The organism is Furfurilactobacillus sp. WILCCON 0119, from assembly GCF_053471565.1.
The window spans coordinates 19187-44546 of record NZ_JBPCCV010000005.1; the positions used below are offsets into that span (position 1 = coordinate 19187).

Annotated in this window: 23 protein-coding genes; 4 read left to right on the top strand and 19 right to left on the bottom strand. The window is 47.6% G+C overall.

Annotation, left to right across the window (positions count from 1 at the left end; all coding sequences use genetic code 11):
• The first annotated feature begins 3 nt into the window (after positions 1-3).
• A complete protein-coding gene (locus ACRYI5_RS08495) occupies positions 4-843 on the top strand; it encodes a LysR family transcriptional regulator (protein ID WP_407878727.1) in 840 nt (279 codons plus the stop codon).
• A 52-nt stretch (positions 844-895) separates the two neighbouring features.
• Here the strand turns inward: ACRYI5_RS08495 and ACRYI5_RS08500 are convergent, their stop codons facing one another.
• From ACRYI5_RS08500 to rnz, 5 genes are all read right to left on the bottom strand, one after another.
• Positions 896-1414, bottom strand: coding sequence for an adenine phosphoribosyltransferase (locus ACRYI5_RS08500; RefSeq protein WP_407878728.1), 519 nt, complete (start codon positions 1412-1414; stop codon positions 896-898).
• Between the two features lie 15 nt (positions 1415-1429).
• Positions 1430-3760 (bottom strand): single-stranded-DNA-specific exonuclease RecJ, encoded by a 2331-nt coding sequence (recJ, locus tag ACRYI5_RS08505; RefSeq protein WP_448224977.1) that lies wholly within the window; start codon positions 3758-3760, stop codon positions 1430-1432.
• A 119-nt stretch (positions 3761-3879) separates the two neighbouring features.
• Positions 3880-4281, bottom strand: coding sequence for a LapA family protein (locus ACRYI5_RS08510; protein WP_448224978.1), 402 nt, complete (start codon positions 4279-4281; stop codon positions 3880-3882).
• On the bottom strand, positions 4281-5165 hold the full coding sequence (locus ACRYI5_RS08515; RefSeq protein WP_448224979.1) for an SDR family NAD(P)-dependent oxidoreductase: 885 nt from the start codon (positions 5163-5165) through the stop codon (positions 4281-4283). Before ACRYI5_RS08515 ends, ACRYI5_RS08510 begins: the two co-directional genes overlap by 1 nt.
• A gap of 48 nt (positions 5166-5213) precedes the next feature.
• The gene (gene rnz, locus ACRYI5_RS08520; RefSeq protein WP_448224980.1) at positions 5214-6143 is read right to left on the bottom strand and encodes a ribonuclease Z; all 930 of its coding nucleotides are present in this window, start codon (positions 6141-6143) and stop codon (positions 5214-5216) included.
• A 246-nt stretch (positions 6144-6389) separates the two neighbouring features.
• On the opposite strand from rnz, the gene ACRYI5_RS08525 reads away from it, so the two are divergent.
• Positions 6390-6671, top strand: coding sequence for a hypothetical protein (locus ACRYI5_RS08525; RefSeq protein ID WP_448224981.1), 282 nt, complete (start codon positions 6390-6392; stop codon positions 6669-6671).
• Between the two features lie 10 nt (positions 6672-6681).
• On the opposite strand, the gene ACRYI5_RS08530 is transcribed toward ACRYI5_RS08525, so the two are convergent.
• From ACRYI5_RS08530 to ACRYI5_RS08555, 6 genes are all read right to left on the bottom strand, one after another.
• Positions 6682-8598 carry an acyltransferase family protein gene (locus tag ACRYI5_RS08530; RefSeq protein ID WP_448224982.1) on the bottom strand — a complete coding sequence of 639 codons (1917 nt, stop codon included), beginning with the start codon at positions 8596-8598 and terminating at the stop codon, positions 6682-6684.
• A gap of 27 nt (positions 8599-8625) precedes the next feature.
• Positions 8626-9945, bottom strand: coding sequence for a GTPase ObgE (gene obgE, locus ACRYI5_RS08535; protein WP_448224983.1), 1320 nt, complete (start codon positions 9943-9945; stop codon positions 8626-8628).
• A gap of 156 nt (positions 9946-10101) precedes the next feature.
• Positions 10102-11943 carry an excinuclease ABC subunit UvrC gene (uvrC, locus tag ACRYI5_RS08540; RefSeq protein WP_407878739.1) on the bottom strand — a complete coding sequence of 614 codons (1842 nt, stop codon included), beginning with the start codon at positions 11941-11943 and terminating at the stop codon, positions 10102-10104.
• Between the two features lie 192 nt (positions 11944-12135).
• Entirely contained in the window at positions 12136-13281 is a 1146-nt protein-coding gene (locus tag ACRYI5_RS08545) for an ArgE/DapE family deacylase (protein ID WP_448224984.1), read from the bottom strand.
• A 29-nt stretch (positions 13282-13310) separates the two neighbouring features.
• The gene (locus ACRYI5_RS08550; RefSeq protein WP_448224985.1) at positions 13311-14063 is read right to left on the bottom strand and encodes an amino acid ABC transporter ATP-binding protein; all 753 of its coding nucleotides are present in this window, start codon (positions 14061-14063) and stop codon (positions 13311-13313) included.
• Positions 14056-15537: an ABC transporter substrate-binding protein/permease gene (locus ACRYI5_RS08555; RefSeq protein ID WP_448224986.1), complete on the bottom strand. Its 1482-nt coding sequence runs from the start codon at positions 15535-15537 to the stop codon at positions 14056-14058. The genes ACRYI5_RS08550 and ACRYI5_RS08555 overlap by 8 nt, the downstream gene beginning before the upstream one ends.
• Positions 15538-15740: 203 nt before the next feature.
• On the opposite strand from ACRYI5_RS08555, the gene ACRYI5_RS08560 reads away from it, so the two are divergent.
• Entirely contained in the window at positions 15741-15911 is a 171-nt protein-coding gene (locus ACRYI5_RS08560) for an SPJ_0845 family protein (protein ID WP_407878745.1), read from the top strand.
• Between the two features lie 47 nt (positions 15912-15958).
• Here the strand turns inward: ACRYI5_RS08560 and ACRYI5_RS08565 are convergent, their stop codons facing one another.
• The 8 genes from ACRYI5_RS08565 to rpsO form a co-directional block, all read right to left on the bottom strand.
• Positions 15959-16261, bottom strand: a complete 303-nt coding sequence (locus tag ACRYI5_RS08565) for a nucleoside triphosphate pyrophosphohydrolase family protein (protein WP_407878747.1) — start codon at positions 16259-16261, stop codon at positions 15959-15961.
• Positions 16262-16266: 5 nt separating this feature from the next.
• The gene (yihA, locus tag ACRYI5_RS08570; protein WP_407878749.1) at positions 16267-16866 is read right to left on the bottom strand and encodes a ribosome biogenesis GTP-binding protein YihA/YsxC; all 600 of its coding nucleotides are present in this window, start codon (positions 16864-16866) and stop codon (positions 16267-16269) included.
• Between the two features lie 226 nt (positions 16867-17092).
• Positions 17093-18358, bottom strand: a complete 1266-nt coding sequence (gene clpX, locus ACRYI5_RS08575; RefSeq protein WP_407878751.1) for an ATP-dependent Clp protease ATP-binding subunit ClpX — start codon at positions 18356-18358, stop codon at positions 17093-17095.
• Positions 18359-18593: 235 nt separating this feature from the next.
• Entirely contained in the window at positions 18594-19922 is a 1329-nt protein-coding gene (gene tig, locus ACRYI5_RS08580) for a trigger factor (protein WP_407878753.1), read from the bottom strand.
• Positions 19923-20145: 223 nt separating this feature from the next.
• A complete protein-coding gene (gene tuf, locus ACRYI5_RS08585) occupies positions 20146-21336 on the bottom strand; it encodes an elongation factor Tu (RefSeq protein WP_407878944.1) in 1191 nt (396 codons plus the stop codon).
• Positions 21337-21557: 221 nt separating this feature from the next.
• Entirely contained in the window at positions 21558-22487 is a 930-nt protein-coding gene (locus ACRYI5_RS08590) for a hypothetical protein (protein WP_448224987.1), read from the bottom strand.
• Positions 22488-22493: 6 nt separating this feature from the next.
• Positions 22494-24218 carry a ribonuclease J gene (locus ACRYI5_RS08595; protein ID WP_448224988.1) on the bottom strand — a complete coding sequence of 575 codons (1725 nt, stop codon included), beginning with the start codon at positions 24216-24218 and terminating at the stop codon, positions 22494-22496.
• A gap of 326 nt (positions 24219-24544) precedes the next feature.
• The gene (gene rpsO, locus ACRYI5_RS08600) at positions 24545-24814 is read right to left on the bottom strand and encodes a 30S ribosomal protein S15 (RefSeq protein ID WP_407878759.1); all 270 of its coding nucleotides are present in this window, start codon (positions 24812-24814) and stop codon (positions 24545-24547) included.
• A 276-nt stretch (positions 24815-25090) separates the two neighbouring features.
• Between rpsO and rpsT the strand changes: the two genes are divergently transcribed.
• Positions 25091-25345 (top strand): 30S ribosomal protein S20, encoded by a 255-nt coding sequence (gene rpsT, locus ACRYI5_RS08605; protein ID WP_407878760.1) that lies wholly within the window; start codon positions 25091-25093, stop codon positions 25343-25345.
• The last annotated feature ends 15 nt before the right edge of the window (positions 25346-25360 follow it).

The window sequence follows — 25360 nt, forward strand, 5'->3', positions numbered from 1 at the left end:
CACATGATGAATCCGTACCTCACCACGTTTATCTACGTTTATGAAACACGCAGCTTTTCTTTAGCCGCAAAAGAACTCTTTATCACCCAGCCCACCGTTTCGGCTCAAATTGGTCAGTTGGAAAAACGGGTCGGGCAATCCCTGTTCACGCGCAAACGCCGGCAAGCCATCGTACCCACTCCGGCAGGCGATCTGTTATATAAGCAGGCCCTTCATCTCCGCGAGGTATGGCAGGAAACAGAACAGCTCCTCGCCCAGGTCAATCAAAAGCAACGTCAAATCATCCAGTTGGGCTTCTCCCAGACGCTGGCCCAAACGGTGGCCCCCACGTTTTTGATTCAGGCGCGTCATCAACTCCCCCAGTTTGATTGGCACATTACCGTCGCCAATTCTGATTACATCGCCGACCAACTAACAAAGCAGCAATTAACCATTGGCCTGATCGAAAAACCTGTTCTCACCGACCCCGCCGTCATGACCCGTCAACGGCTCGCTCATGACCAGCTCGTTCGCATTGGGACGCCAACCGGCCTGTGGTTTCAACGGGAACAAGGGTCCGGCATTGCGCACTACACGGATCAGTTTTTTCAAGAATACGATCTTCATCCCGACCAAACGATGATCATCAATCGAAACGATTTAATTATGAATCTAGTCCAACAGGGTGCCGGTGAAACCATCGTTTCAAAAAGCATTCTGCCATCTGAAGTCCCTTTCACCCCGCTTAACGCACACTTCAACCGGGACCTTTACGTCCTGACCACTAAGCAATTAGACGCTGCGGCCGTTACCCCCATCGTGACGTTACTCAGGACCCTCATGGCAACGCTATATTCAGACTAAAACAAAACCACCAATCGCTAATGTCAGCGCTTGGTGGTTTTATTTTAGTTAATTAATAGTCCATCAAAACTAAGGTATCGTAGTCCTTTAACTTTTCACGGCCATTCAGGTCCTTCAACTGCAAGAGGAAGGCACAGCCAACGACGATGCCTCCCAACTGCTCAACCAACTTGATGGTGGCCTCAATGGTCCCACCAGTAGCTAAGATATCATCCGTAACCAACACGCGCTGGCCGGGTTTGATGGCGTCTTCGTGCATGTACAATGACGCGGTGCCATATTCAAGGTCATAATCGGCCTTAATGGTCTTCCGTGGTAACTTCCCCTTTTTCCGGGCTGGTGCAAACCCAATGCCCAGTTCATAGGCGACGGGACAACCAACGATAAACCCACGTGATTCAGGGCCGACGATCATGTCGACCTGCTTATCACGGGCGTAGCTAACAATGGTATCTGTTGCCTGATGATACGCCTCACCGTCACCCATCAATGGTGAAATATCACGAAACATGATGCCCTTTTCAGGGTAATCAGGTACCGTTGCAATGTAGTTCGTTAAGTCTAATGCCAATTTAGCCAACTCCTTTTAAGCCTGGTTCATGGCTCCCGTCAACCAAGCTGTCAGTTGGGGACCCTTTGAATAGAGTAATTTTTCTTCTGTATCGATCCGCGCCAGACGTTCTTTGTACGCAGTTGCCGTAGCCAGTTCAACGTGTTCTGGTGCTTGCACGCCGTTCATGACGCCAGCATCTATTTTAACAAATCCCACTTCAAAAAACAGCTGAATCATGAAAATCAGTTTATCGTGGTCAATTTGTAAATATTTAGCAAGGGCATCCATTTGGTGAGCCACATCAACATCGTGGTGAGTTGCAATAAATTTAAACAGCTTTCCGTACTCAGCCCGACTTGGCATCCCACTCAAATACGCAGATTCACGCTCGTAAAAGTAAACCGTCACTTTATCAGCGCTCATTGCCGTCAGGGTGTCCGTTAACGTTGCTAGGTCATCTGGACAATCAACAAGGACTAAGTGCGTCGTGTGGGTCGGTACCGTGTCACGCCCGACACACACGGCCGTGGCGCCGTCCTCCAAGTAATCAGCCAGTTGCGTCGCCAATTTTTCGTGGAAGAAGAGGTAGGTTCCTGGCTGTGAAAATAGTGATTTCATCAGGTTTGTCGTTCTGGCATCGATAATGGCCATCCCGTTCACCTGAAGATCCTTCACCATTAATTGATACGTCGTCTTCCCCTGCCATTCATTGGCTGATAATGTGCCAACCGTGGTCACCTGATCAGCACCCGCGGTCACTTGGTCAAACGAGGCACCATGACCAAAGGCAATGGCCGGCACCTGATGGTCAGCCTCATCCTTCATGGTGAACTTTAAGTGCGTCTTTGTGGCACCCATCGTTTTAACGTTTGTAACCGTTTGGGGCGCCACCTTGAACACTGGCTGAGGATTATCCGTCCCAAACGGCCCCAGTTGGTGGATCGTTTGGTAGTTTGTGGCGTTGATTTCTGGTAGATCGATCACACCAGCAACCGGCAAACTTGGTTTGGTGGTCAGATCAACATCCTGTTCATCACACGCTGCTTCCAATGCATCCGCAAGTGCCGGCAATTCAGCAATCGGACTGGTTAGTCCACAGGCCATCGCATGACCCCCAAACGCAATCATGCGCTCTCTGATTGGGTTGATTGCCGCAAAGAGGTCATATCCCTCGATGCTTCGGCCAGAGCCCTTTAACGTTTGTTTTTCAGGATTTTCTGTCATCACTAACGTTGGTTTATGGGTTGCTTCAACAATCTTGCTGGCAACAATCCCCAAAACCCCTTCGTGCCAACCCTCACCATGAATGATCAACGTCTTCCGGGCCTGGTTTTCTGGTGTCTGGGCTTGCGCCAGCGCTGTTTCGCTAATCTGTTTCACAAGTTGCTGGCGGTCTTCATTTTGTCCGTTAATCATCTTAGCAAGTGACTTCGCTTGTTCTTCGTCAAACGTCGTCAAAAGGTCAACGGCTGGATTGGCGTCACCCAGCCGACCAAGCGCATTTAACCGCGGCGCAATGCCAAAACCAACGTGTTCTTCATTAATTTCAGTTGCGTTGATCCCTGCTTCCGCCATTAATGCAACAAGGCCGGGCCGTTGCGAATTTGAAATGACTTGAAGACCAAATTTCACTAAGGCATGGTTTTCATCAGTCAATGGCACCAGGTCAGCAATTTCACCGATCGCAACCAGATCTAATTCATCACTCAATTCTTCAGCCGTCGCGTCTAACAAACACTGGGCCACCTTAAATGCGACCCCCACGCCGGATAATCCGCCAAACGGGTAGTTTCCTTCTGGGTGCCGCGGATGAATAATTGCATAGGCATTCGGGAGCTCGTCTGGAAGCTCATGGTGATCAGTAACCACCACGTCCACGCCACGCTCACCAGCCGCTGCGATAGCTTCGTTACCGGCAACCCCGTTATCAACGGTAACAAACAGGGCCGTTCCCTCGTCAATGAGTTTGTTAAAGGCGGCCACATTAGGGCCATACCCGTCGGAAAACCGGTTAGGGATGTAGTAATTTGCATCCGCCCCCAGCTGAAGTAACGTTTCGTACATCAAGGATGTGCTCGTTAACCCATCTGCATCATAATCGCCGTACACCGTAATCTTTTCACCAGCTTCAATGGCCGCCTGGATCCGGGCCACCCCGAGATCCATATCAGCCATTAGCTTCGGATCATGAAGATCATCACTTGTCGGGGTTAACCACCCTTTGGCTGCTGATTCATCTGTCAGGCCCCGGCTTACCAATAAGCGCGCTAAAAACGGTGACACTGATAATGACGACACCAATTGTTCAACCTGCTGTTCCTCTGGTGTCGGGGCAACTTGCCACTTAAACTTCGACTCTAACACGTCATTGTCCTCCCCTTACGTTTCCCACTTTTCAGTCATTCACCACGAGGGAATGACCGGCAATCAATAAACCAGGCCAACACGATGTGCCAGCCTGGTTTATGCGTTAGTGGTCACTCTTATCCTTGTGAACTTGTTTGTGCTGACGTTGCAGCACTAGCAGTGCCCAACTGTTGTTGCAGTTGTTCAATCGTTTGATCACGTTCACTAACCAACTGATTTAACTGGTTATTTTTTGTGGTCAATTCTTTATTTTGGGCGGTTAACTGCTCATTTTCTCTTGCCAATGTGGCATCCGCCCTTTTATCGGCCGAATTATTCCCTGTTGAGACAAGCAGTGCAATGACAACCCCAATCAAAATCGCAACCACTAAAATTAAAATCATGGGCCATTTAACCGTGGCGACGCCGAAATGAATTGGCACACTATCACTGTTTAATAGCGCAAAGCCTGCAACAATTAAAATCAGGACCAGGACCAACACTAAACGCCACTGGTTCTTATTCTTCATGTTTTTCATTAGTCCGCCTCCGGTGTTGTGGTTGAATCCGTGGCACTCAGTTGATGGCGACGCGGCCAGTGGTGCCGTTCTTTGAACAGCTGGTTAATGACAAAGTCACCAGCATCCGGCCAAACACGGTATGCCATTGCTGCGGCTGTAAAGTACCGTGGGACCGTTACTTCACGAACGTGATACCCAATCGTTTCAACTAACCGACTAGCAACCAACTGTGGCGTCACCGTAAACCGTGCAACCCGGGATAGATACGTGCCATTTTGGTCCGCAACATTAAAGAAGTTTGTGGCGACAGGCCCCGGATTAACGGTTGTTACCTGCACACCAAACGGCCGCAGTTCTTGCCGCAGGACATTACTGTACCCAACAATCGCTGCCTTCGTTGCTGTATACACGGCGGACTTCGGTGTTGGAACAAGTGCAGCTACAGAAGCAACGTTAATGATGGCACCATAGCGTTTATCAAGCATCTCAGAAGCTAACCGCCGGGTAATGTAAATCAGGCCAAGCACGTTGACCCGAAAGAGTTGTTCGGTCGTGGCCGTTGATGTCGTCAACGCAGACTCCATATCGCCAAAACCGGCAGCGTTAATGACAACGTCAACGGAACCGATTTTATGACTTACGGTCGTCAGCATTTCATCAACCGCATCAACATCACCGATGTCCACCGGCATTGCAAACGCTGGCCGCCCAGAATACAGCATGCATTGCTGGGCCATCTGGTTCAACTTTTTCGCGTTGCGGGCCACTAAGACCACAATCGCCCCACGCCGAGCAACCTCAAAGGCCGTTGCCTGCCCAATGCCAGACGATGCGCCTGTAATGAGGACGATCCGATTTTTCAGATTCCGTAATGCTTTTAACCGACTTGCAAGGTTCATCATAACGTTCACCTCAATCTCGCTGATAGACAATTTGATGCCCACCACGAGTTATTTTTTAAACGGGACTTCAACAACGTCAAAATCACGCATCACCTTCGTGTTGCTAAACGTTTGTTTTGCCTGTCGTTCTAATTCTTTAGCTCCACGTCCATTATAGCGTGCAGAAATGTGATTCAGTAATAATTTGCCGGCATGCGCATCCCGAGCCACCTCAGCAGCCTGAGCACTCGTTGAATGGAAGTAATTTCGTGCCAACTTTGCTTCATCCGCCGCGAACGTGCTTTCGTGGACAAGGACATCCGCATTTTGAGCCAGTTCTGTCGCCCGCCGGGTCTTTCGGGTGTCCCCTAAAATGCTGACGATCCGGCCTTTTTGTGCTGGGCCAATGAAATCGTGGCCGTCAATGGTCCGCCCATCAGGCAACGTCACGGTCTTACCAGCCTTTAATTGCCCATACAGGGGGCCAGAAGGAACTTCTGCTTCCCGTAACTTATCGACGAGTAGTTCACCCTGATGGTCCTTTTCAACAATGCGGTAGCCAAAACACGTGATTTTGTGGTCCAACCGCTTGCAGGAAACGGTAAAGGTGTCATCGTCAAACAACACACCATCACCATTTAGTTCCACAAACCGTAGCGGATAAGTCAACCCAGATTCAGATAACCGTAAACTGGTTTGAACATATTCCTTGATGCCCTTGGGTCCATAAATGGTCAACGGTTCATCACCACCCTGAAAGGATCGCGAACTTAGTAAGCCAGGGAGCCCGAAAAGGTGGTCCCCATGCAAATGGGTGATAAAAATCTTTTCGATTTTTCGTGGCTTGATTGTCGTGTTCAAAATCTGGTGTTGCGTTCCTTCACCACAATCAAACAGCCAAATGGCGTTTCGTTCATCCAGTAACTTTAATGCCAAACTTGAAACGTTTCGTGCTTTTGCCGGCGAACCAGCGCCAGTCCCTAAAAATTCAATTTCCATAATTATGCTTAACCTAATTTCTAATATGAACAAAATGTGTTTAAAACAGCGCTGTGAGGCTCACAGGCTTGTCGCTTTGCTTAGACGATCATCATCGACCGATCTCAAACTTCGGTCAATACCGACCGTAACGTTTCGATGCGTCCGCCATTAATTTTACTTAATTTACCGGTAAAAAACAATCATTGCCGGTTCATGGTATGCTAAGAAGATCAATTAATTATGCCAATGGAGACGCTAATAACCATGCGAATTGTCGACTTTAAATTTTCAACTGCGGATTATGACCCTAACCGGCCCTTATTCTTGGCCCATCCTGAAAATAATCAACCAGTGACTGACCTCACCCAACAGGCAGACACCCATCAATTGATTCTAAACACAGGAACCGGTCGGCCACTGACCCTGGATCAATTTAACGCCCGCACGCAAAAACTCCCCGGTAGCTGGCGAATCACAACCGTGACGCCAACTGCTAGAGAGCTCTTTGGTTACCGTCTAGTTGATGAACAAATCGTCTTCATGTAGACGTGCCTGTTTACTTTGCTTTGGCCGTAATTGTCTGAACAACTAACCGGGTGTAGGCTGCACTCCCTGCTGGATCTGGATGAACATGATCCGGGCCAAACCAGGCTGGTTGCGCATGACTTAGCGAATACCAGTCGATTACATAAAAGTGCTGCCGTTGTTTTGCATTTTGCGCCAATAAGGTGTTCACTTGATCCTGCCAATTTTTGGTTGGGACCATCGTGTTAACCCAATAAATGGTGTGGTTTGCCCCAACGGCCTTCACAACGTCATCAATTTGAGCCTGCGTTAATGGTGCATTGGTTCCTAAATTAATTAACACCGTTTGCGCCAGTAAATGGCGCTTTTTTAGTGTCTCGATTGTTCCCGGTGCCTGCCAAACTTGGCGGCCAACCTGCGCATCAACGTATGCATGACCAAAGACCTGTTGCAAGTCATCCGCTGTGTCAACCAGAACCGAATCCCCAATCGCCGTGATCGACGTCTGTTGCGCCGCAAGGACCGCGGTTGGTTCTAATCCATACGTTTTGGTCAACGCTTGTTGCTTAGCGGACAGTTGCTTTTTGGCAGCTTCATTATCTTTTTGTTGGTGCGCAGCAGCGCTTGCCAACGCAGCCTTATCGTCTGCAACTTGGCGATTCTTTTGCTTGGTTTGTTTGCCTGCCGCTTGGATGTGCTTGGTAACAGCGTCAACCCGTTGCTTTGCCGTTGTCGGTGCCTGAATGGCCCCAATAACGGTCACAAGGGTCAACACGCCAACAACCGCACTGGTGACTAACCGCGCCACGGGCTGCTTCGCCCACTGCTGTGGCGTGCGCAGTGTTTGCCACACCGTTGCCCATTCAACATGCGCTAACGGTTGTTCAATGAACCGGTAGGACACTTCCGTCAGGATTAAAATTAGCGCCAACTCCGCCAGGGCATTTAACCAGCTATGATCGGCAACATTGACCACCCGCTGCTCGTAAAAAATCATGACAGGAAATTGGTATAAATATAACCCATAGCTTCGTTGCCCGATCCATGTGAATACGGGGTTCGTCAGCCACCGATTCCAACTGGCCCCAGGATGAACAACCACGGCCAAGAGCCCCGTTGTCATCACTGAAAAAAGCGCCATTCCACCATGATAAGTCAGAGCGGCTGTTCCTGACAATTGCCAGTACATCAGAACCATCACCGCAAGACTTATGCCACCAAGCCAATTCAAGACACGCCGACCATTCGTCCCGAGGTTTGCATTGAGGTGTGCACTGGGCCAAATGGCTGCCAATGCACCACCAAACAGAAGTGAAAATGCCCGGGTATCCGTGCCGTAATAGATCCGGTTGATGGACGCTGAACCACTAAACAGCACGGCCATTAGCACTGCTGATATGATTCCCAATAGAGTCAACGTGCCGGCAATCCGGGCCCGCCGTTTAACCAGCCGAACAAGAATAATAATGACTAGCGGCCAAATTAAATAAAATTGGCCCTCAATGGACAGTGTCCACAAATGGGTGAACGGTGACTCCCCGTTAAACCGGTCAAAGTAAGATTGACCGTGGCCAATTTCAAACCAGTTGTAAACGGAAAGTAAGTTAGTCACCAACGTCGCTTTCAGCCCTGGCAACAGTTGCCGTGCGCACACCGTTATGTACGCACTTGTTGCCACTAGCATCGTAAATAGCGCTGGTAATAAACGCCCCACCCGCCGGCGATAAAACTGCCCAACGGCCAATCGTTCACCACGATGTAACTGTTCAAGAAATTGATCCGTGACGAGATACCCCGTCAGGGCCAGAAAAATCGGAACACCCAAAAAACCGCCCGGTAACAGTGCCGGAAGTAAATGGTAGGCAATGACACCCAGAACCGCTAATGTTCGCAGTCCGTTGATTCCTGTGATATAACGCCGTTTCGCCGGCGTTGGTGTTGCCTGCATAACCTAACCCCTGTTTATTACAATTAGTTATTCAACAAAATCAAACGTAAAGTCGAGGATTTGGACGGGATCGCCATCCTGAGCGCCAGCTTCACGCAACGCATCATCAACCCCCATACTCCGCAACTGCCGGGCAAACCGAATCATACTCTGCTCATGCTGCGTGTTGGTCATCTTGAACAACCGTTCAATCTTATCACCATTAAGAATCCACGTGCCATCCTCGTCTTGACTGATTTCAAAGGCTGGGGCGATCTTTTCATCATACTGGTAAACCACACCTTGATCTGCAACCACTTCTGGTTCGATGGCCGGTGTTTCATCCAGTAAGGCCGCCGTTGCTTGGATCAACGGTGTTAACCCTGCGTGAGAAACAGATGAAATTGCTAACACTTGTGGCTTGGTTGTCAGTGAGTCATCGGTTGCTAAGGCCGCTTTAAAGGCTTCAAACCGTTCCTCCGCGCCCGGAAGGTCCATCTTTGTTGCCACAACGATTTGGGGCCGTTCTAGTAGACTTTCGTCATAACTCCCCAACTCCTTGTTAATGGCACGATAGGCGTCGATTGGGGTCATGGCTTCTTCATCAGCCAAGAACTCATCGCCACCCATAGCCACCAGGTGGAGTAACACCCGGGTGCGTTCTACGTGCCGCAAAAATTGGAAGCCTAAACCGACACCATTACTGGCCCCTTCGATCAACCCAGGTAAATCAGCCATAACAAAGTCACGCCCATCATCCAAGCGCACCATTCCGATGTTTGGGTCGATCGTTGTGAAGTGGTAGGCCGCAATTTTCGGCTTCTTGTTCGTAATAACGGACATCAGCGTTGATTTCCCAACGGATGGGAAGCCAACCAAACCAACATCGGCTAATAGTTGTAATTCCAACCCAATGTGGCGCTCTTGACCAGGTTCCCCGTTTTCGGAAATTTCTGGTGCTGGGTTTTTGGGTGTTGCAAACCGAATGTTACCGCGACCACCGCGGCCACCCTTAGCAATCATCAATTCTTGACCATTCTCCGTGAGGTCGCCAAGAATTTCGTTTGTATCAAGATCCCGGATGATCGTTCCACCAGGAACCTTAACGTACATATCAGCAGCGGAACGTCCCGTCATGCCCTTGGTCATCCCGTTGCCACCATGCTTCGCTTTGTAATGGCGATTATAACGGAAGTCCATTAACGTCCGCAGTCCTTCGTCCACGACCATAATGACGCTACCGCCACGGCCACCATCACCACCAAACGGTCCCCCGTTGGCGACAAATTTTTCACGACGAAAGGAGACAATCCCGTTACCACCATTACCTGCCTTCACTTCAATCGTCGCTTGATCAACAAATGCCATTTTTTATTTCTCCGTCTCTATAATTTAACTCATTGACCGGCGCCACGTTCCTTGGCGGGTCTTCACCGTCCACAGCGGTTCATTCGCTTCCACCATTGTACAGTGCGTAGGCCAAGGGGTCAAAATAATCCCGGTAAAACCCGTGAAAAGGTCAATTTAGCGGTTCGTCTGTTTATCCAAGTAACTTAAGGATTGTTGGGCTTCGCCGGCAACCATGGCCGTCACTGCAAGGTGAACCGTTTGGGCGACCGCTTCTGACAACCCAAGTTCATGCAACTCAGCAACTGGAGCAGCCGCAATTTTCTTCAACGATCCGTATTTTTTTAATAATTTAGCCCGTGTCTTTGGCCCGACGCCCTGAATCTGATCCAGCCGAGAACTAAGCGAATTCTTATTATGCAACTGCCGGTGGAACGTAATGGCAAACCGGTGAACTTCATCCTGAATCCGTTGCAACAGGTAAAACCCTTGTGACTTAGGATCTAAATTCAGATGTTCATCCTGCTCACCAAACATTAAGTCGGCCGTTCGGTGATGGTCATTTTTAACCATTCCGGCAACTGGAATCATTAATCCCAGCTCGTTTTCCAACACGTCCTTGGCCGCGTTCATTTGAATCGCGCCACCATCCATGAGAATTAAGTCCGGCAATGCGGCGTGCTCTTTCAGCAAACGAGTATACCGCCGCCGAATCACTTCCATGGTGCTGGCTGTTTCATCCGCATGATCCACCGTCTTCAGCTTATATTTTCGGTATAACTTCTTGTTCGGTGCCCCATCTTCAAACACAACCATCGCGGACACCAAATCTGCTCCTTGTTCATGGGAGTGGTCAAACGCTTCGATGCGCGTAATCGGCGCAATTCGCAGGGCATCCGCAATTTCCTGCATCGCCCCAGTCGTCTTATGCTCGTCCAGTTCCAGCAAGCGGAACTTTTCCTCCAGAACCAAGCGGGCATTTTTCCCTGCCATTTCCATCAGGTCACGACGCACACCACGTTGGGGGACGTTGACCGGCACGTTCAGCACTTCTTCAATAGCCGACCGCGTTTCTGCATCAATCTCTTTTGGCACCAAGATTTCCCGCGGCAAAATCGCGTTTCGCCGGTTGTAAAACTGCATGATAAACGTTTGCATTTCTTCTGGTGCCGTGGAAACAACTGGGAACAACCGCTTTTCTCGTTTCATTAACCGGGCCTGCCGAACAAAGAACACCTGAATGGAAAGCCATCCCTTGTCCAAATAAAAATTGAAAATATCACGCGGCGTCTCATCCGTGCTAATGATTTTTTGCTTTTCAACGGTCACATCAATGTAGTGCAGTTGATCCCGGAGGTCAGCGGCGCGTTCAAACTCAAGCTTTTCAGAAGCGGTCTTCATTTGCTCCTGGAGGTGCTTGATCACGGTCGCGGTATTCCCGTTCAAAAACGACTTAATGTGCTTAATTTGTTCCTCATAGGCTTGCTCAGGAACCTCCTTAAAGCAGGCGCCCAAACACTGGCCCATGTGGTAATACAAACATGGCCGCCCCTGATAACCGGAACAACGCCGCAACGGGTACACCTTTTGAAGGAAATGTAACGTCTCCTCAGCAGCATAAACATTCGGATACGGGCCAAAATAGTAGCCCCCATCCTTTTTAACGTCGCTGGCAATAATCATCCGCGGGTCACGTTCATTTGTGATTTTGATGTATGGGTAACCCGTTCCCCGTTTTAATTTAATGTTGTAATACGGCTGGTGCTTTTGAATCAACGTAATTTCTAATAAAAAGGCTTCTTTATCCGTCGACGTAATGATGGTCTCAAAGTCAACGATGTGAGCCACAAGCTGAGCCGTTTTCCCCTCATGGCTGCTCTTAAAGTACGAGCGGACCCGGTTCTTCAGGTTCTTTGCCTTCCCCACATAAATGATCTGGCCATTGATGTCCTTCATGAGATAACATCCTGGCATGCCGGGCAGTAACGCTAATTTATGTTCAATGTGTTCTGACGCCACGTTGTCAGCCTCCCTTACCGTAAAATCGTAGTTAAATTATAACGCATGAACGCACGTTCGCAAGCAAAAGCAGTTATGCGCCCACATTTTCTAATCGGCAGACCGTTTCACCTTATTCAAACGTGTTGCCAAATAAAAATGATCAATCTCCACTGAGATCGATCATCTAAATACCTGATTTATAAACCAACGCTACTTTGCAGTTTGCGCCCAGAATCGTTCGGCAAGGATTCGGTAAAATCGGCAACCAAGGAGGTAATCTGCCACCGCGACATGTTCGTTGACCTGATGATCCGTTGCACCATCGGCTGGCCCCACAATGATAATCGGTAAGTGCGCCACCTTGACGTACTCTGAGGCATCCGTGGCACCAGTCCCCGCTGCCAATGCAGCATGGTGGTTAAAGTCCTCGTCTAACACCGTCACCGCTAACTGTGCCAACGCGGTGTCTGCCTGACTCGGTAACGGCAGTTCTGGATATTGATAACTGATTCCTAACGTTGCGCCCGCCGCATTTAGGTCTGCGACGATGTCTTCCAACTCTGCCATTATCTCGTCGTTTGGATAGGCCGGAATCGTCCGAATGTTCCCAGTTAGCCAAGCGCGTGCCGGGACAGAATTAACCTGTTCCCCACCCTGGATCTGACTGATGACGTGGGTTAGGCCACCTAAGACGGGGTCCGTCTTTTGATGGTTATCCATGACCGTTTGAACACGTTCAGCAAACGTCAACAGTGGTGTGATCGCGTTGACCCCCTGGTCAGGACGTGATGAATGGGCGCCCTTCCCCACGGAAGTCACTTTATAATCAATAACGCCCTTATGGGTTACCTTCACGTCAAAACCACTGGGTTCACCAATCACGAGGCCGTCCAAATCATTCGCGAAGCCGGCGGCCGTTAACTGGGCCGCGCCGTATTCACCAGTTTCTTCACCAACCGAAGCCAGTAACCGGATGCGGCCAGGTAACGGTTCACCAGTTGCCAGTAAATCAAGCATGGCCACAACCTGCGCTGCTAACCCCGCCTTCATGTCACTGGCACCCCGCCCGTACACATTATCATCACTTACGGTTCCAGAAAACGGTGGAAAACGCCAATCTGCTTCGTCACCAGCAGCCACAACATCTTCATGCCCAGAAAAGCCAAGGAGCGGCCCCTTATCGCCAATTGTCACCACTAAATTATCACGCCCTGGTGCATAGGTGACCCGGTCGATCTGAACCGGTGCTCCCGCAAACAGGCCTGCCAGATAATCAGCAACCTGTGCTTCGTGATCATTGACAGAAGGAATTGCAATTAAATCCGTTAAAATTTTTAGTGCTGCCGCTGCTTCCATTTCGAAACCCCCGCCCTATTGTCTAACCGTTACGCTTCTAAGACCTTCGCCAAAAAGTCCTTCGCCCGATCCGTTTTTGGATGATCAAAGAAATCACTTGGCGTTGCTGATTCTTGAATGTACCCGTCGGCCATAAACCACACTTTGTCCGCAACGTTTCTGGCAAAGCCCATTTCATGAGTGACCACAACCATCGTCATCCCATCGTGAGCTAGATCCTGCATGACTTTTAAAACTTCTCCGACCATTTCAGGGTCCAGCGCTGAGGTTGGTTCATCAAACAGCATCACCTTTGGGTTCATCGCAAGCGCCCGAGCAATGGCAACCCGTTGTTGTTGTCCGCCAGACAAGCTCGTTGGGTAAGCATCCGCCTTATCAGCCAGTCCCACTTGGTCGAGCAGTTGTTGTGCCGTCGCAGTGGCCGTCGCCTCATCAACGTTTTTTACCTTCATTGGCGCTAACTTGATGTTTTCGATCACCGTTTTATGAGGAAACAGGTTAAAGCTTTGAAACACCATGCCCATGTCTTCCCGGAGTTTATCCAAGTGCTTATCATCCATCTTCGTCAGGTCGTTGCCTTCAAAAAGCACCTCTCCTGACGTGGGTTTATCCAGTAAGTTTAAACACCGTAAAAACGTACTCTTCCCGGCACCAGAAGGGCCGATCAGACAGATCACCTGTCCGTTATGCACCTGTTCGGTGATGTCCTTCAACACTTCGTTTTTAGCAAAGACCTTTTTTAAATGATTGACCGCCAGCACTGGCGTTGTTTCGTTATTCATGTGACATTCTCCCTTCAAAGAACTTCATCAACCGTGACAACCCAAACGTCATAATGAAGTATAAAATCATCGTAATGACCAGTGGCATTACGCCCCGATACGTATCTGCCTGAACGATCCGCGATTGATAAATCAAATCCTTAACCCCGATGATCGAGACAATTGAGCTTTCCTTGATCAGAGAAACGAATTCGTTCCCCAATGCTGGCCAAATATTCTTCATGGCTTGTGGCAAGATCACGTGGCGCATGGTTAACCCCCGTGAGAGCCCTAATGAGCGGGCTGCTTCCGTTTGACCGATCGGCAGTGAGTTGATCCCTGACCGGATCACTTCGGCAACGTAGGCCCCGGAATTCAGCGAAACAGCGATGATCCCGGAAAGTAGTGCCGGAATGTTCACAACCACACCAAGACCAAAGTAGATGAACAGGATTTGCACCATTAACGGTGTTCCCCGAACGAACTCGATGTAACTAACCGCAATCCCATTGGCAACTTTGTTTTTACTCAACCGCATGAGTGCTAATAACACCCCAAGTAAAAAGCCAAGAACAACGGAGACGGCTGAAATCATTAAGGTATAACCAATTCCGGCAACGAAGAAGTCCTTGTAAGCCCACATGGAGTTGGCCGCCTTCGCAGATTTCGATGTTCCGTTCGACAGGTACTTCCCTGCGTCAGGAAGGTACTGCTTTTGGATCAAATGGTGCGCGTTGATGTCTGCAATGGACTTATTGGCTGAATCAACCATGGATTGTGCGCCCTTTGGAAAGGCAATGGCTGACCCTTGAGCGCCTTCATCCTTAAAGCCGGCATTAATGGCAACCAGCCCCTGAGTGTTTTTCGCATAGGCTTCCGCCGTTGGTTGGTCCAGTGCGATTGCACTGATCTTATTGGTTTGAAGGGCCAAGATGAGGTCGGTATCCTTGTCCATTCCCTTCAACGTTGATTTTGTTGCCTGACCCTTAACCAAGTTGTATTGAATTGAACCTGTTTGGGCCCCAATCGACTGGTTAGCAAGGTCACGATAGCTCTTGATCTTCTTTGCGTCGGCCTTCTTAATGACAAGGTCTTCACCCGCTTTATAGTACACGTTACTGAAATCAACACTCTTGGCCCGTTTTGGCGTCTTGCTCATCCCAGCAATGACCATGTCGACCTTCCCAGTTTGCAAAGCAACCAGGAGTGAATCAAAGTCCATCCGCTTAATCACTAACTTAACGCCCATATCGTGCGCCACTTTTTTAGCGATATCGATGTCCATCCCCACAACTTCTGACTTACCATTGACGTTCTTGATAAACTCATAGGGCGGGAAATCTGGACTGGTTCCAACGACCAGTTCCCCCTTTGCCTTGACGTCACTCAAATAATGATCCGTAGCGGTCGTTTCGGCATGGCTGGTCGTGTGTGTCAAGCCAAGCGTTACCAATACGGTAAGAACTAATAATAGCCAACTGACTGTTTTTTTCATCTTGTTCTCCCCTTATCTCTTTAACAATGTAAATGAGTATACGATTGTTTGAAATAATATGCAAGAAATATTTAGAATAAGTTTGTTTTATTCATATAAAGTGATTAAAATACCGTGTTTTTGCATATAAATTGCGAAATTTCCGTTTTCGGTCAATTTCTGCTACAATTACCGCAGTTGATAAAGGGAAAGGAGGCACACTCATGGGCTTAACCTATAAACGCCAAGATGATCTCGATAAGTTGTTTGATCAATTCGCGATTGAACCAGATGATCTGAAGGATCCTAGCAAAACACCGCTTAAACGTGAACACATCAAGGATGAGACGCCAAAAAAGGCCACCAAGTCTGACGAGCAAACAAATAACCAATAAAATAGCACAAAAAAACTCAGGTGATCATTCACCTGAGTTTTTTTGTGCTATTCCCACTTGGCGTGCTGCGGGTCTGGGTAGCGTTCGTTTAATTCATCGAGATTCTGTTTAGCAACAGCTTCAAAATCGATGTTTGCCCATTCAGCAATCTGAGATAGATACCATAGCGTATCGCCCAGTTCATGGGTCAACTTTTCTTTATCGAGCGGTCGGCCCTGGAATGTATAGCGTTGCACCAAATCAACAACCTGGCCCGCCTCATTAGCAACCCCCAAGGTGATGTTTGTTAAGACCTGTTCGTTACCAAACAACGTGCGTTTAGCTTCCTTTTGATACTCGTTAAATTCCATGGTTCCTACTTCCCTTCATTCAACCCCGACTGCTGTTCTAACCATTGCCAAACAGCGTCCTTCCCCTGTTTGGTTTCAGAAGAAAACTGAATGTATGGTTCATCCGGTGCCATGTTAAGGCCCTTGCGGATCCGGCTCTCCGCTTGATTCCATTTTCCGCGCGCAATTTTATCAGACTTCGTTGCGACAACCAGCAACGGGATGTCGTAATAGGCCAACCATTCATGCATGCTGATGTCATCGTCTGATGGCTCATGGCGTGCATCAATCAATTGAACGACACCGCGTAGCTGAGGCCGGGAGGTCAAATAGGTTTCGATCATTTGACCAAACTCTTCCCGCGCCTTTTTTGACACCTTCGCAAACCCATAACCAGGAACATCCACGAAGAACAGTTGATTTTCCACTTTATAAAAATTAAGTGTTTGTGTCTTCCCTGGCTGACTTGATGTGCGTGCATACGCCTTTCGGTTAATCAGCGTGTTGATCAGGGATGACTTCCCCACGTTTGACCGTCCTGCCAACGCAATTTCCGGCAGATCCCCATCTGGATACTGCTTTGGTGCCACGGCACTAATGGTTAATTTAACCTCATGAACTTCCATGCCGACAACCTCCTCGATTTCAATGCTTCTATCATAGCATAGCCGCCACTAAATTAGCGGTTCACTTCACTAACATTTTTCTAATCATCACAAGATTCCCTCAACATAAGCATCATCACGATCACCCGTTATGCGCCATGTCGCAATTTTTCAAACAGATCCAGCCATAAAAAAAACGGCCACAAATGCTGTGGCCGTTTTTTGAATTCATTAATGCTTGATCCGTTTATGATGCTTTTTCAGTTTTTAAAATTAACTCAGGTTCGGCGTTTGACGTAACCGTCTCCTTAGTAATAACAACCTTTTCAACATCATCACGGCTTGGCAAATCAAACATGATATCACGCATGACTTCTTCCATGATGGACCGTAATCCACGAGCACCAGTATCTCTGGCAATCGCTTTTTTCGCCATTTCACGTAACGCAGGCCGCGTGAAGTCAAGTTTCACATCATCCAACCCAATCAGCTTCGTGTACTGTTTAACCAGTGCGTTCTTTGGTTCGGTTAAAATCCGAACAAGATCGGATTCGTCCAACTTTTCCAACGCGGTTAAAATTGGTAACCGGCCGATAAATTCAGGGATTAACCCAAATTCTAAGAGGTCTTCTGGAATCACGTGTTGCATGATGTCCTTATCGGTCATTTCAGCAACGTTTGGTTGATTGACAGAATCTGTACCAAAACCAATGGTCTTTTCACCCATCCGGTTCTTAACGATGGTTTCAATGCCATCAAACGCACCACCAACGATAAACAGCACATTGGTTGTATCAATCTGAATGAACTCTTGCTGTGGATGTTTCCGACCGCCCTGCGGTGGCACATTCGCAATCGTTCCTTCGAGGATCTTCAGCAGCGCTTGTTGGACCCCTTCACCAGACACGTCACGCGTAATTGACACGTTTTCGCTCTTCTTAGCAATCTTATCGATTTCATCAATGTACACAATTCCGTGTTCAGCACGTTCAACATCGTAATCGGCGTTTTGTAACAGCTTCAATAAAATGTTTTCAACGTCTTCACCAACGTAACCAGCTTCAGTCAACGTGGTTGCATCGGCGATTGCGAATGGAACATTCAAGATCTTTGCTAAACTCTGGGCTAAGTATGTCTTCCCAGAACCAGTTGGGCCAATGATGCTGATATTACTCTTTTGCAATTCAGCATCGTTGTCATCGTCAGTTGTGGCCGATAAGTCGTTGATTCGTTTGTAGTGGTTATAAACGGCCACTGACAGCGTCCGTTTTGCTTCACTTTGACCAATGACGTACTGGTCCAACGTCTTAACGATTTCCGCTGGTGTTGGTACATCTAGGACTTGACTAGCCGTATCTTCAGCAAATTCTTCATCAATGATTTCTTTACAGAGGTCGATACATTCATTACAAATGTATACGCCAGGGCCCGCCACAATCTTCTTCACCTGATCTTGTGACTTTCCACAAAAAGAACAGGTTACAGGGCCATTTGGATCTGTCTCATCTATCATTAGCACCCTCACTCTCTTTACTCAATTGATCCTCGCGCGGCGAGGATTTAGACTACGAATATCATAGCAGGTTTCTAAATAAAGCCCTAATGACTTGCTTAGTCCCGCCTCAATTAATTCCGGAGGCTATTGTAACACGCACCGCGCAATTATGCTTGGGTCAAAACTTGACCGATAAAAAATGAGCCACCATCGCTGGTCACTCATTTTTCAAACCGTTAATTAAAAAATGTGACTACTTTTCGTCACTCTTTTTAGTTGATTTCTTTGCTTCTTGCTTAGCATTGTCAGCAATCAGGTCAACGGCCTTCTTGATGGCGATGTCATGCTTCAACATGTCGTCAGTCAAAGCTGAACGAACAGCTGATTCTTCCATGTTGTATTGACCAGCCAAGTTTTTAACTTCAGCATCAACGTCTTCATCCGTTGCAGCCAAGTTTTCAGCATCAACGATGGCTTCCAGAACAAGGTTTGTCTTAACGCGACGTTCTGCGTCAGGAGCAAATTGCTTGTGCAAGTCGTCTTCCGTCGTCCCAGTGATCTGGTAGTATGTTTCAGGGTTGATCCCTTGTTGAGCCATTTGAGCCAAGTATTGATCCATCTGACGGTGAATGTCTTCATCAACCATGGCTGCAGGAATGTCACCACCAACGACTTCAGCGTTGTCAACAGCAGCGTTAATCGCAGCGTCTTCAACAGCATCATGAGCAGCCGTCTTCTTTTCTTCCTTCAAACGGTCTTTTGTCTTGGCTTGTAATTCTTCAAGACTGTCAACATCTTCGTCAACGTCCTTGGCGAATTCATCGTCCATTTCAGGCAGTTCCTTAGTCTTTACTTCGTGGATCTTAACATCAAAGATGGCTTCCTTACCAGCTAAATCACTAGCTTGGTAGTCCTTAGGGAACGTAACGTTAACTTGAACGTCTTCATCCGCCTTGTGACCAACCAACTGATCTTCAAAACCAGGAATAAAGGAGTTAGAACCCAATTCCAAACTGTAGTTATCAGCCTTACCACCATCAAAGTGGTTACCGTCAACAGAACCATCAAAATCGATAACAACTGTGTCACCGTTTTCAGCAGCCTTGTCTTCTTTAAGAACCAATTCAGCTTGTTGTTCACGCATCTTTTCAAGTTCTTCAGTAACTTGCTTTGCTGTAACTGTTGTTGATTGCTTAGGAACTGAAACACCCTTGTAGTCGCCCAACTTGATTTCTGGGGCAAGCGTTACAACGGCCTTCAAAACCCAGTCAGAGCCCTTTTCCATGCTCTTAACGTCGATTTGTGGTTGATCAACTGGTGTAATGCCAGCTTCTTCAACGGCCTTTGAGTAGGCTTCTGGTAACACGATGTTCAACGCATCGTTATACAATGATTCCTCACCGTACATCTGGTTAAAGATAGCACGGGGAACCTTGCCCTTACGGAAACCAGGGATGTTCAGTTGTTTCCGAGTGTTAGTGAAGGCTTGATCCATACCTTGTTGGATCGTTTCGTTAGCGATTGAGAATGTCAATTCGCCTTGGTTGCCTTCTTTTTTAGCAAATTCTGCTTTAGCGACCATTTAAAAATTCCTCCAGTTGAAGTCACGCTGTTCACGCACTTCTGTTAAATTGCATACGTTTAACAGTTTAACGTATGCCTGTCCGAAAGTAAATAAACACGGGGAAAAAGTCTTCCACCTGCCCGGATTGATTTACTTTTGGTAAATAAAAAGTGCTTGACCAAAATGGCCAAGCACTCGTGATTGCTATCTCAGGCAACCACTAATTTAGCCAAGGCTAAAATTAGTCGTCGATTTCTGAAACAACACCGGCACCAACAGTGTGTCCACCTTCACGAACAGTGAACTTAGTACCCTTTTCAATGGCAGCTGGTTCGATCAGTTCAACAGTGAACGTTACGTTATCACCAGGCATAACCATTTCTACGCCATCAGGCAATTCAATAACACCAGTGATATCAGTGGTGTGGAAGTAGAATTGTGGACGGTAGTTTGAGAAGAATGGTGTATGACGACCACCTTCGTCCTTTGATAAGATGTAGACTTCACCCTTGAACTTCTTGTGCGTCTGGATTGAACCAGGTGCAGCAAGAACTTGTCCACGGACAACTTGGTCGCGGTCAATCCCACGAAGCAAGGCACCGATGTTGTCACCGGCTTCACCTAAGTCAAGTGTCTTACGGAACATTTCAAGACCAGTAACCGTTGTCTTTTGGATGTCTTCCTTCAAACCAACGATTGAAACTTCGTCCCCAACCTTAACAGTCCCACGGTCGATACGACCTGAAGCAACAGTACCACGACCAGTGATCGTAAATACGTCTTCAACAGGCATCAAGAAAGGCTTGTCAGTGTCACGGTCTGGTGTTGGGATGTATTCATCAACAACGTCCATCAAGTGCAAGATAACCTTTTCTTGTTCTTCGTCGCCTTCAAGAGCCTTCAAAGCTGAACCGCGCAGAACTGGAATATCGTCACCAGGGAAATCGTATTCAGAAAGTAATTCCCGAACTTCCATTTCAACCAGGTCAACCAATTCGTCATCGTCAACTAAGTCAGTCTTGTTCAAGAACACAACGATGTAGTTAACACCAACTTGGCGAGCTAACAGAATGTGTTCACGTGTTTGTGGCATTGGGCCATCAGTAGCGGCAACAACCAAGATTGCACCATCCATCTGAGCAGCACCAGTGATCATGTTCTTAACGTAGTCCGCGTGTCCTGGGGCGTCGATATGAGCATAGTGACGCTTTTCAGTTTCGTATTCAACGTGGGCAGTGTTGATCGTAATTCCACGTTCACGTTCTTCAGGGGCAGCATCGATTGAAGAATAATCTTGTTCCTTAGCCAAACCCTTGGCTGCCAATACCTTAGTAATAGCAGCAGTTAAAGTAGTCTTCCCATGGTCAACGTGGCCGATAGTACCAATGTTAACGTGGGGCTTAGTTCTTTCATAATGTTCTTTAGCCAAAATGAAAACCTCCAGTGTGTGATAGAAGAATGTCAGGTGCGCCCTGACAAATCTTTATAAAATAGTATACTACATCCCTAGTTGATAACAAAGTGAAAAACATTGATTTTTCACTGTTTCAGCCCAAGAATCCTTAAGTATTATATATACTGCTCGTTTGTTTGTAAACACATAACCCCGAAAATTTTGCATCAGCTTAATGAAATCGACATAAGTAACGGGATTTAATCATCATTAGCAACAAGTTCAGCGGTCAATTGTTCCAGGCGTCGTTGCCAGTTTGAAACACTTTCACTGACCGTTTGATCATCGCCACGATAAATTTCAATTAAACCTGTGACCCACTCATCAGGATCTGTGACAACGTCGTTTAGGCGTGGATAAACAAGCGTTAACTGTAACCGGACCTCTTGCGTTAATAATGTTTCAGCAACAGGATCTTCATCAACCAATCGATCCTGCAACTTTTTTTGGACTTGCTGATAGATGGCGTCATCGTCCAGCGGTGTTAGTTGCGCTGGCACCACTTCATGCGTTTTTTCATCAAGCCAGCGATAAGAAACTGGCTCATCAAGTTGAACGCGCTGGAGCACTTCTAAAATGCTGGCACGATATAACGGGTGCAGGTACGGATCAAGGAGTAAAAACTTTGCCCCCGTTTCGAACTCCGCTAACGGTAATTTCATCGCCGCTTGAAACCGGTGTTGTTGTTCTAAGACTGAATCATCGCTCATGTGATAGAAGTGTTTAGCGACTGTCTTTATTGTGGCCGCCGTTTCGGTCCGGGCCGCTTGTTCAGCCCCTTCGATCAAGGTTTCACTTTCGATTCTTAACGTTGATTCATGAATCCCTGCTGTAACCTCATGCGCCAAAATAAAGTCGTGCACACGAAGCAACAGCGTTAGCAAAAATCGCCAATCGGCCGCGGTCCCTAAATAACTATTTAAAAATTCTCCGGCATACATCCGAGCTCGTGAATATTCTTCGTGCATGTACAGTGCCTGAACCAGCAAGTGGTTCACCTCAGGCAACTGCACTTCTTCATATAATTTTTCTAACAAAGAAGCCGCCTGCGCGTAATCTTCGTCATTAAACGCTTGTTTAGCGTTGGCGACAATTTCACGTTGGCGACTGGTCAATGCGTCTTCCGACATTTGCTGTTACTCCTGTTCAGTTGGCTTCTTTGTGCCTCGTTTTGCGCGGCCATGGTGGGCGTGCTGATTAACTTCCATGATGACCGGTAAAATCACTGGATGGCGCTTCGTTTGGTCAAATAGATAACGACCAAGCTGTTCGCGAACATCTTGCTTCAAGTGGCCCCAATCAAATTCCTTGTTATCCAAGTTGTTTTGAACGGCCTTTGTCACTAATTCGCTTGCTTCATGCATCAGGTCGCGGTTGGCCTTCACGTAAACAAAGCCACGTGACGTGATCTTTGGCTGCGCTACGATCCGTTTTTTCTTCCGATCAATGGTCACGACCGCAATAAAAATCCCGTCTTCCGAAAGAATTTTCCGGTCACGAAGCACAATGTTTCCGATGTCACCCACACCGATACCGTCAATCATGGTATTTCCGACTTCAACACTTTCTGCAAGGTGCATTGGCGTTTCACCATCGTAAACCAGTGAGTCGCCCCGCTGCGTTAAGAAAATGTGGTCAGCAGGAATCCCTGTTTCCATGGCTAATTTAGCGTGCCGGTTTAAGACCCGGTATTCCCCCTGAATGGGAACTAAGTATTCAGGGTGCATAAAGTTCAACATTAACTGCAAATCGGCTGGGGTCCCGTGACCTGAAGATGGTAAATTGTCAGAAATGGCCTCAACGTGCGCACCCGTCCGGAAAATGAGGTCCCGTGTCTTTGCCATCGTCGTTTCCATCGCATGTGATGGGGTCGTTGTAATGAAGACAAAATCGCCTTCGCCAATCTTCACTTGACGATCTTCACCAGTTGCCATCCGCTGCAACGCCTTGATTGGTTCACCCATCCGCCCCGTCTCCAAAATGACGGTTTGTTCTGGTGCAAGGCTATCCATGTTCTTTGGGTTAACCAACAGATCTGGCGTTGGTAATTCTAGCCGACCGAGTCGCATGGCCGTCCGAACAATTTTTTCCAAATCATGGCCCATCAACACAACCTTGCGTTCTGTCGCTGCGGCTGCGTCAAAAATCTGTTGAATCCGTAAAATGTTTGAGGCAACACTCGCCACGATGATGCGGCCATGATGGCCTGCAAACTTATCATGAACTAAAGTTTCAATGGCGTTTTCTGTGGCCGCCTGCCCGTAAATCTCGGCACCAGCTGAGTCACTTAATAACGCCACAACACCGTTTTTCCCAATTTCACCCAATCGCGCAAGATCTGTTTGGTAATACGGTGCAGCCGTTTGATCGAACTTAAAGTCCCCTGTGTAAACCACTTGTCCCAGCGGCGTTTTCACAACGATCCCTAATGATTCAGGAATGCTATGGGTTGTCTTGAAAAAGGACACGGTTTCTAGTCCAAAGTCGATTTCTGTGTCAGCATCCACAATGTGGAAATCAGTAAACTTCTTCGACTGAGGATCGTTTTCAACATTTAGCTTAGCCAGTTCGATGGTTAACTTGGACCCAAAAACGGGCACGTTAAACTCACTGACAAAGTATGGTAATGCGCCAATGGCATCCGCATGACCATGGGTTAAAAAGACCCCCACAATCTGGTCTGCGTGTTCACGCAAGTATGTCCAGTCAGGAATAACGACATCGATCCCTAACAATTCATTTTCTGGGTACTTTAGCCCACAATCGAGGATAAAAATATCCTCATTAACTTCCAATGCGTACATGTTTTTACCGTTTTCGCGAACACCACCAAACGGCATAATTCTAATTTGATCACTCACGTTGTTCACCTCATAATAGTATGGACAAAGTGATCTCGCCGTGTTTCTTCGGTTTATCTATAGTGTAAACGCTGGTTAATCCGGGATTTACAGTACGTAAACAGCCTCACGTCGCTATTGAACAGTTGGACGTGTCTAACGGAGCGGCAACTCCACAAAACATTGGTGATCACTTTGAAAATTTTGTCTGGATAATCAATTAGTGTTAGCTTAGCATACTCACCGGTAAAAACCAATCACAGCGCCACGCCCCTGCTAAGGAAACGCAAAAAGGACGGCTCCCAAACGGGAACCGTCCTTCTTCACACACTTCGGTCGATCTGTGATTACCGACGAAGACCTAACTTTTGGATCAACGTCCGGTAACGTTCAATATCCGTGTCACGCAGGTAACGCAGTAAGTTACGACGGTGACCAATCTTCTTCAACAAACCACGTTGTGAGTGGTAGTCGTGAGTGTGCACTTGCAGGTGCGCGTTCAATTGGTTGATGTCAGCAGTCAAAACTGCGATTTGAACTTCAGCAGAACCCGTGTCACCTTCGTGACGAGCGTATTCTGTCATAATTTGGTTCTTTTCTGCTTGTGTAATAGCCATGGATAATATCCACCTTTCGATTTTTGTCACCACATACCGAGTCGTCGCCAAGTGGTGGCAAGCGACTAAGTAAGGGTCGTGCATTAGCACTTGTCCTAGTTTAGCCAACTGATATCGCAATTGCAAGACAAAACAGTCCTTTTATAACCAATTGGGGGTCAAGTAAATTTCCTTGACGCGTCTTGATTTAATTATTGCAAAGCTTCGCGCCCTCTTGTATAATGATGACTGTTGAAATTTGTTTGACATGGGTCAGACGCTTCGGAGGTGAAATTAATGCCAGTTACTAAATCAGCCATTGCGCGTGTGAAGACTAACGAAATCGCTAATGCACGTCGTGTTGCTCAATTGAGCGAAGAACGGACTGCAGTTAAAAAGTTTGAAAAGGCCGTTACTGCAGGTGCAGACAACCTTGAAGACTTGTACCGTTCAGCTAGTGCAGCGATCGACCACGCCTACTCAAAGGGTTTGATCAAGAAGAACAAGGCCTCACGTGACAAGTCACGTCTTGCTGCTCGTTTAGCTAAATAAGCATTCAAGCAACGT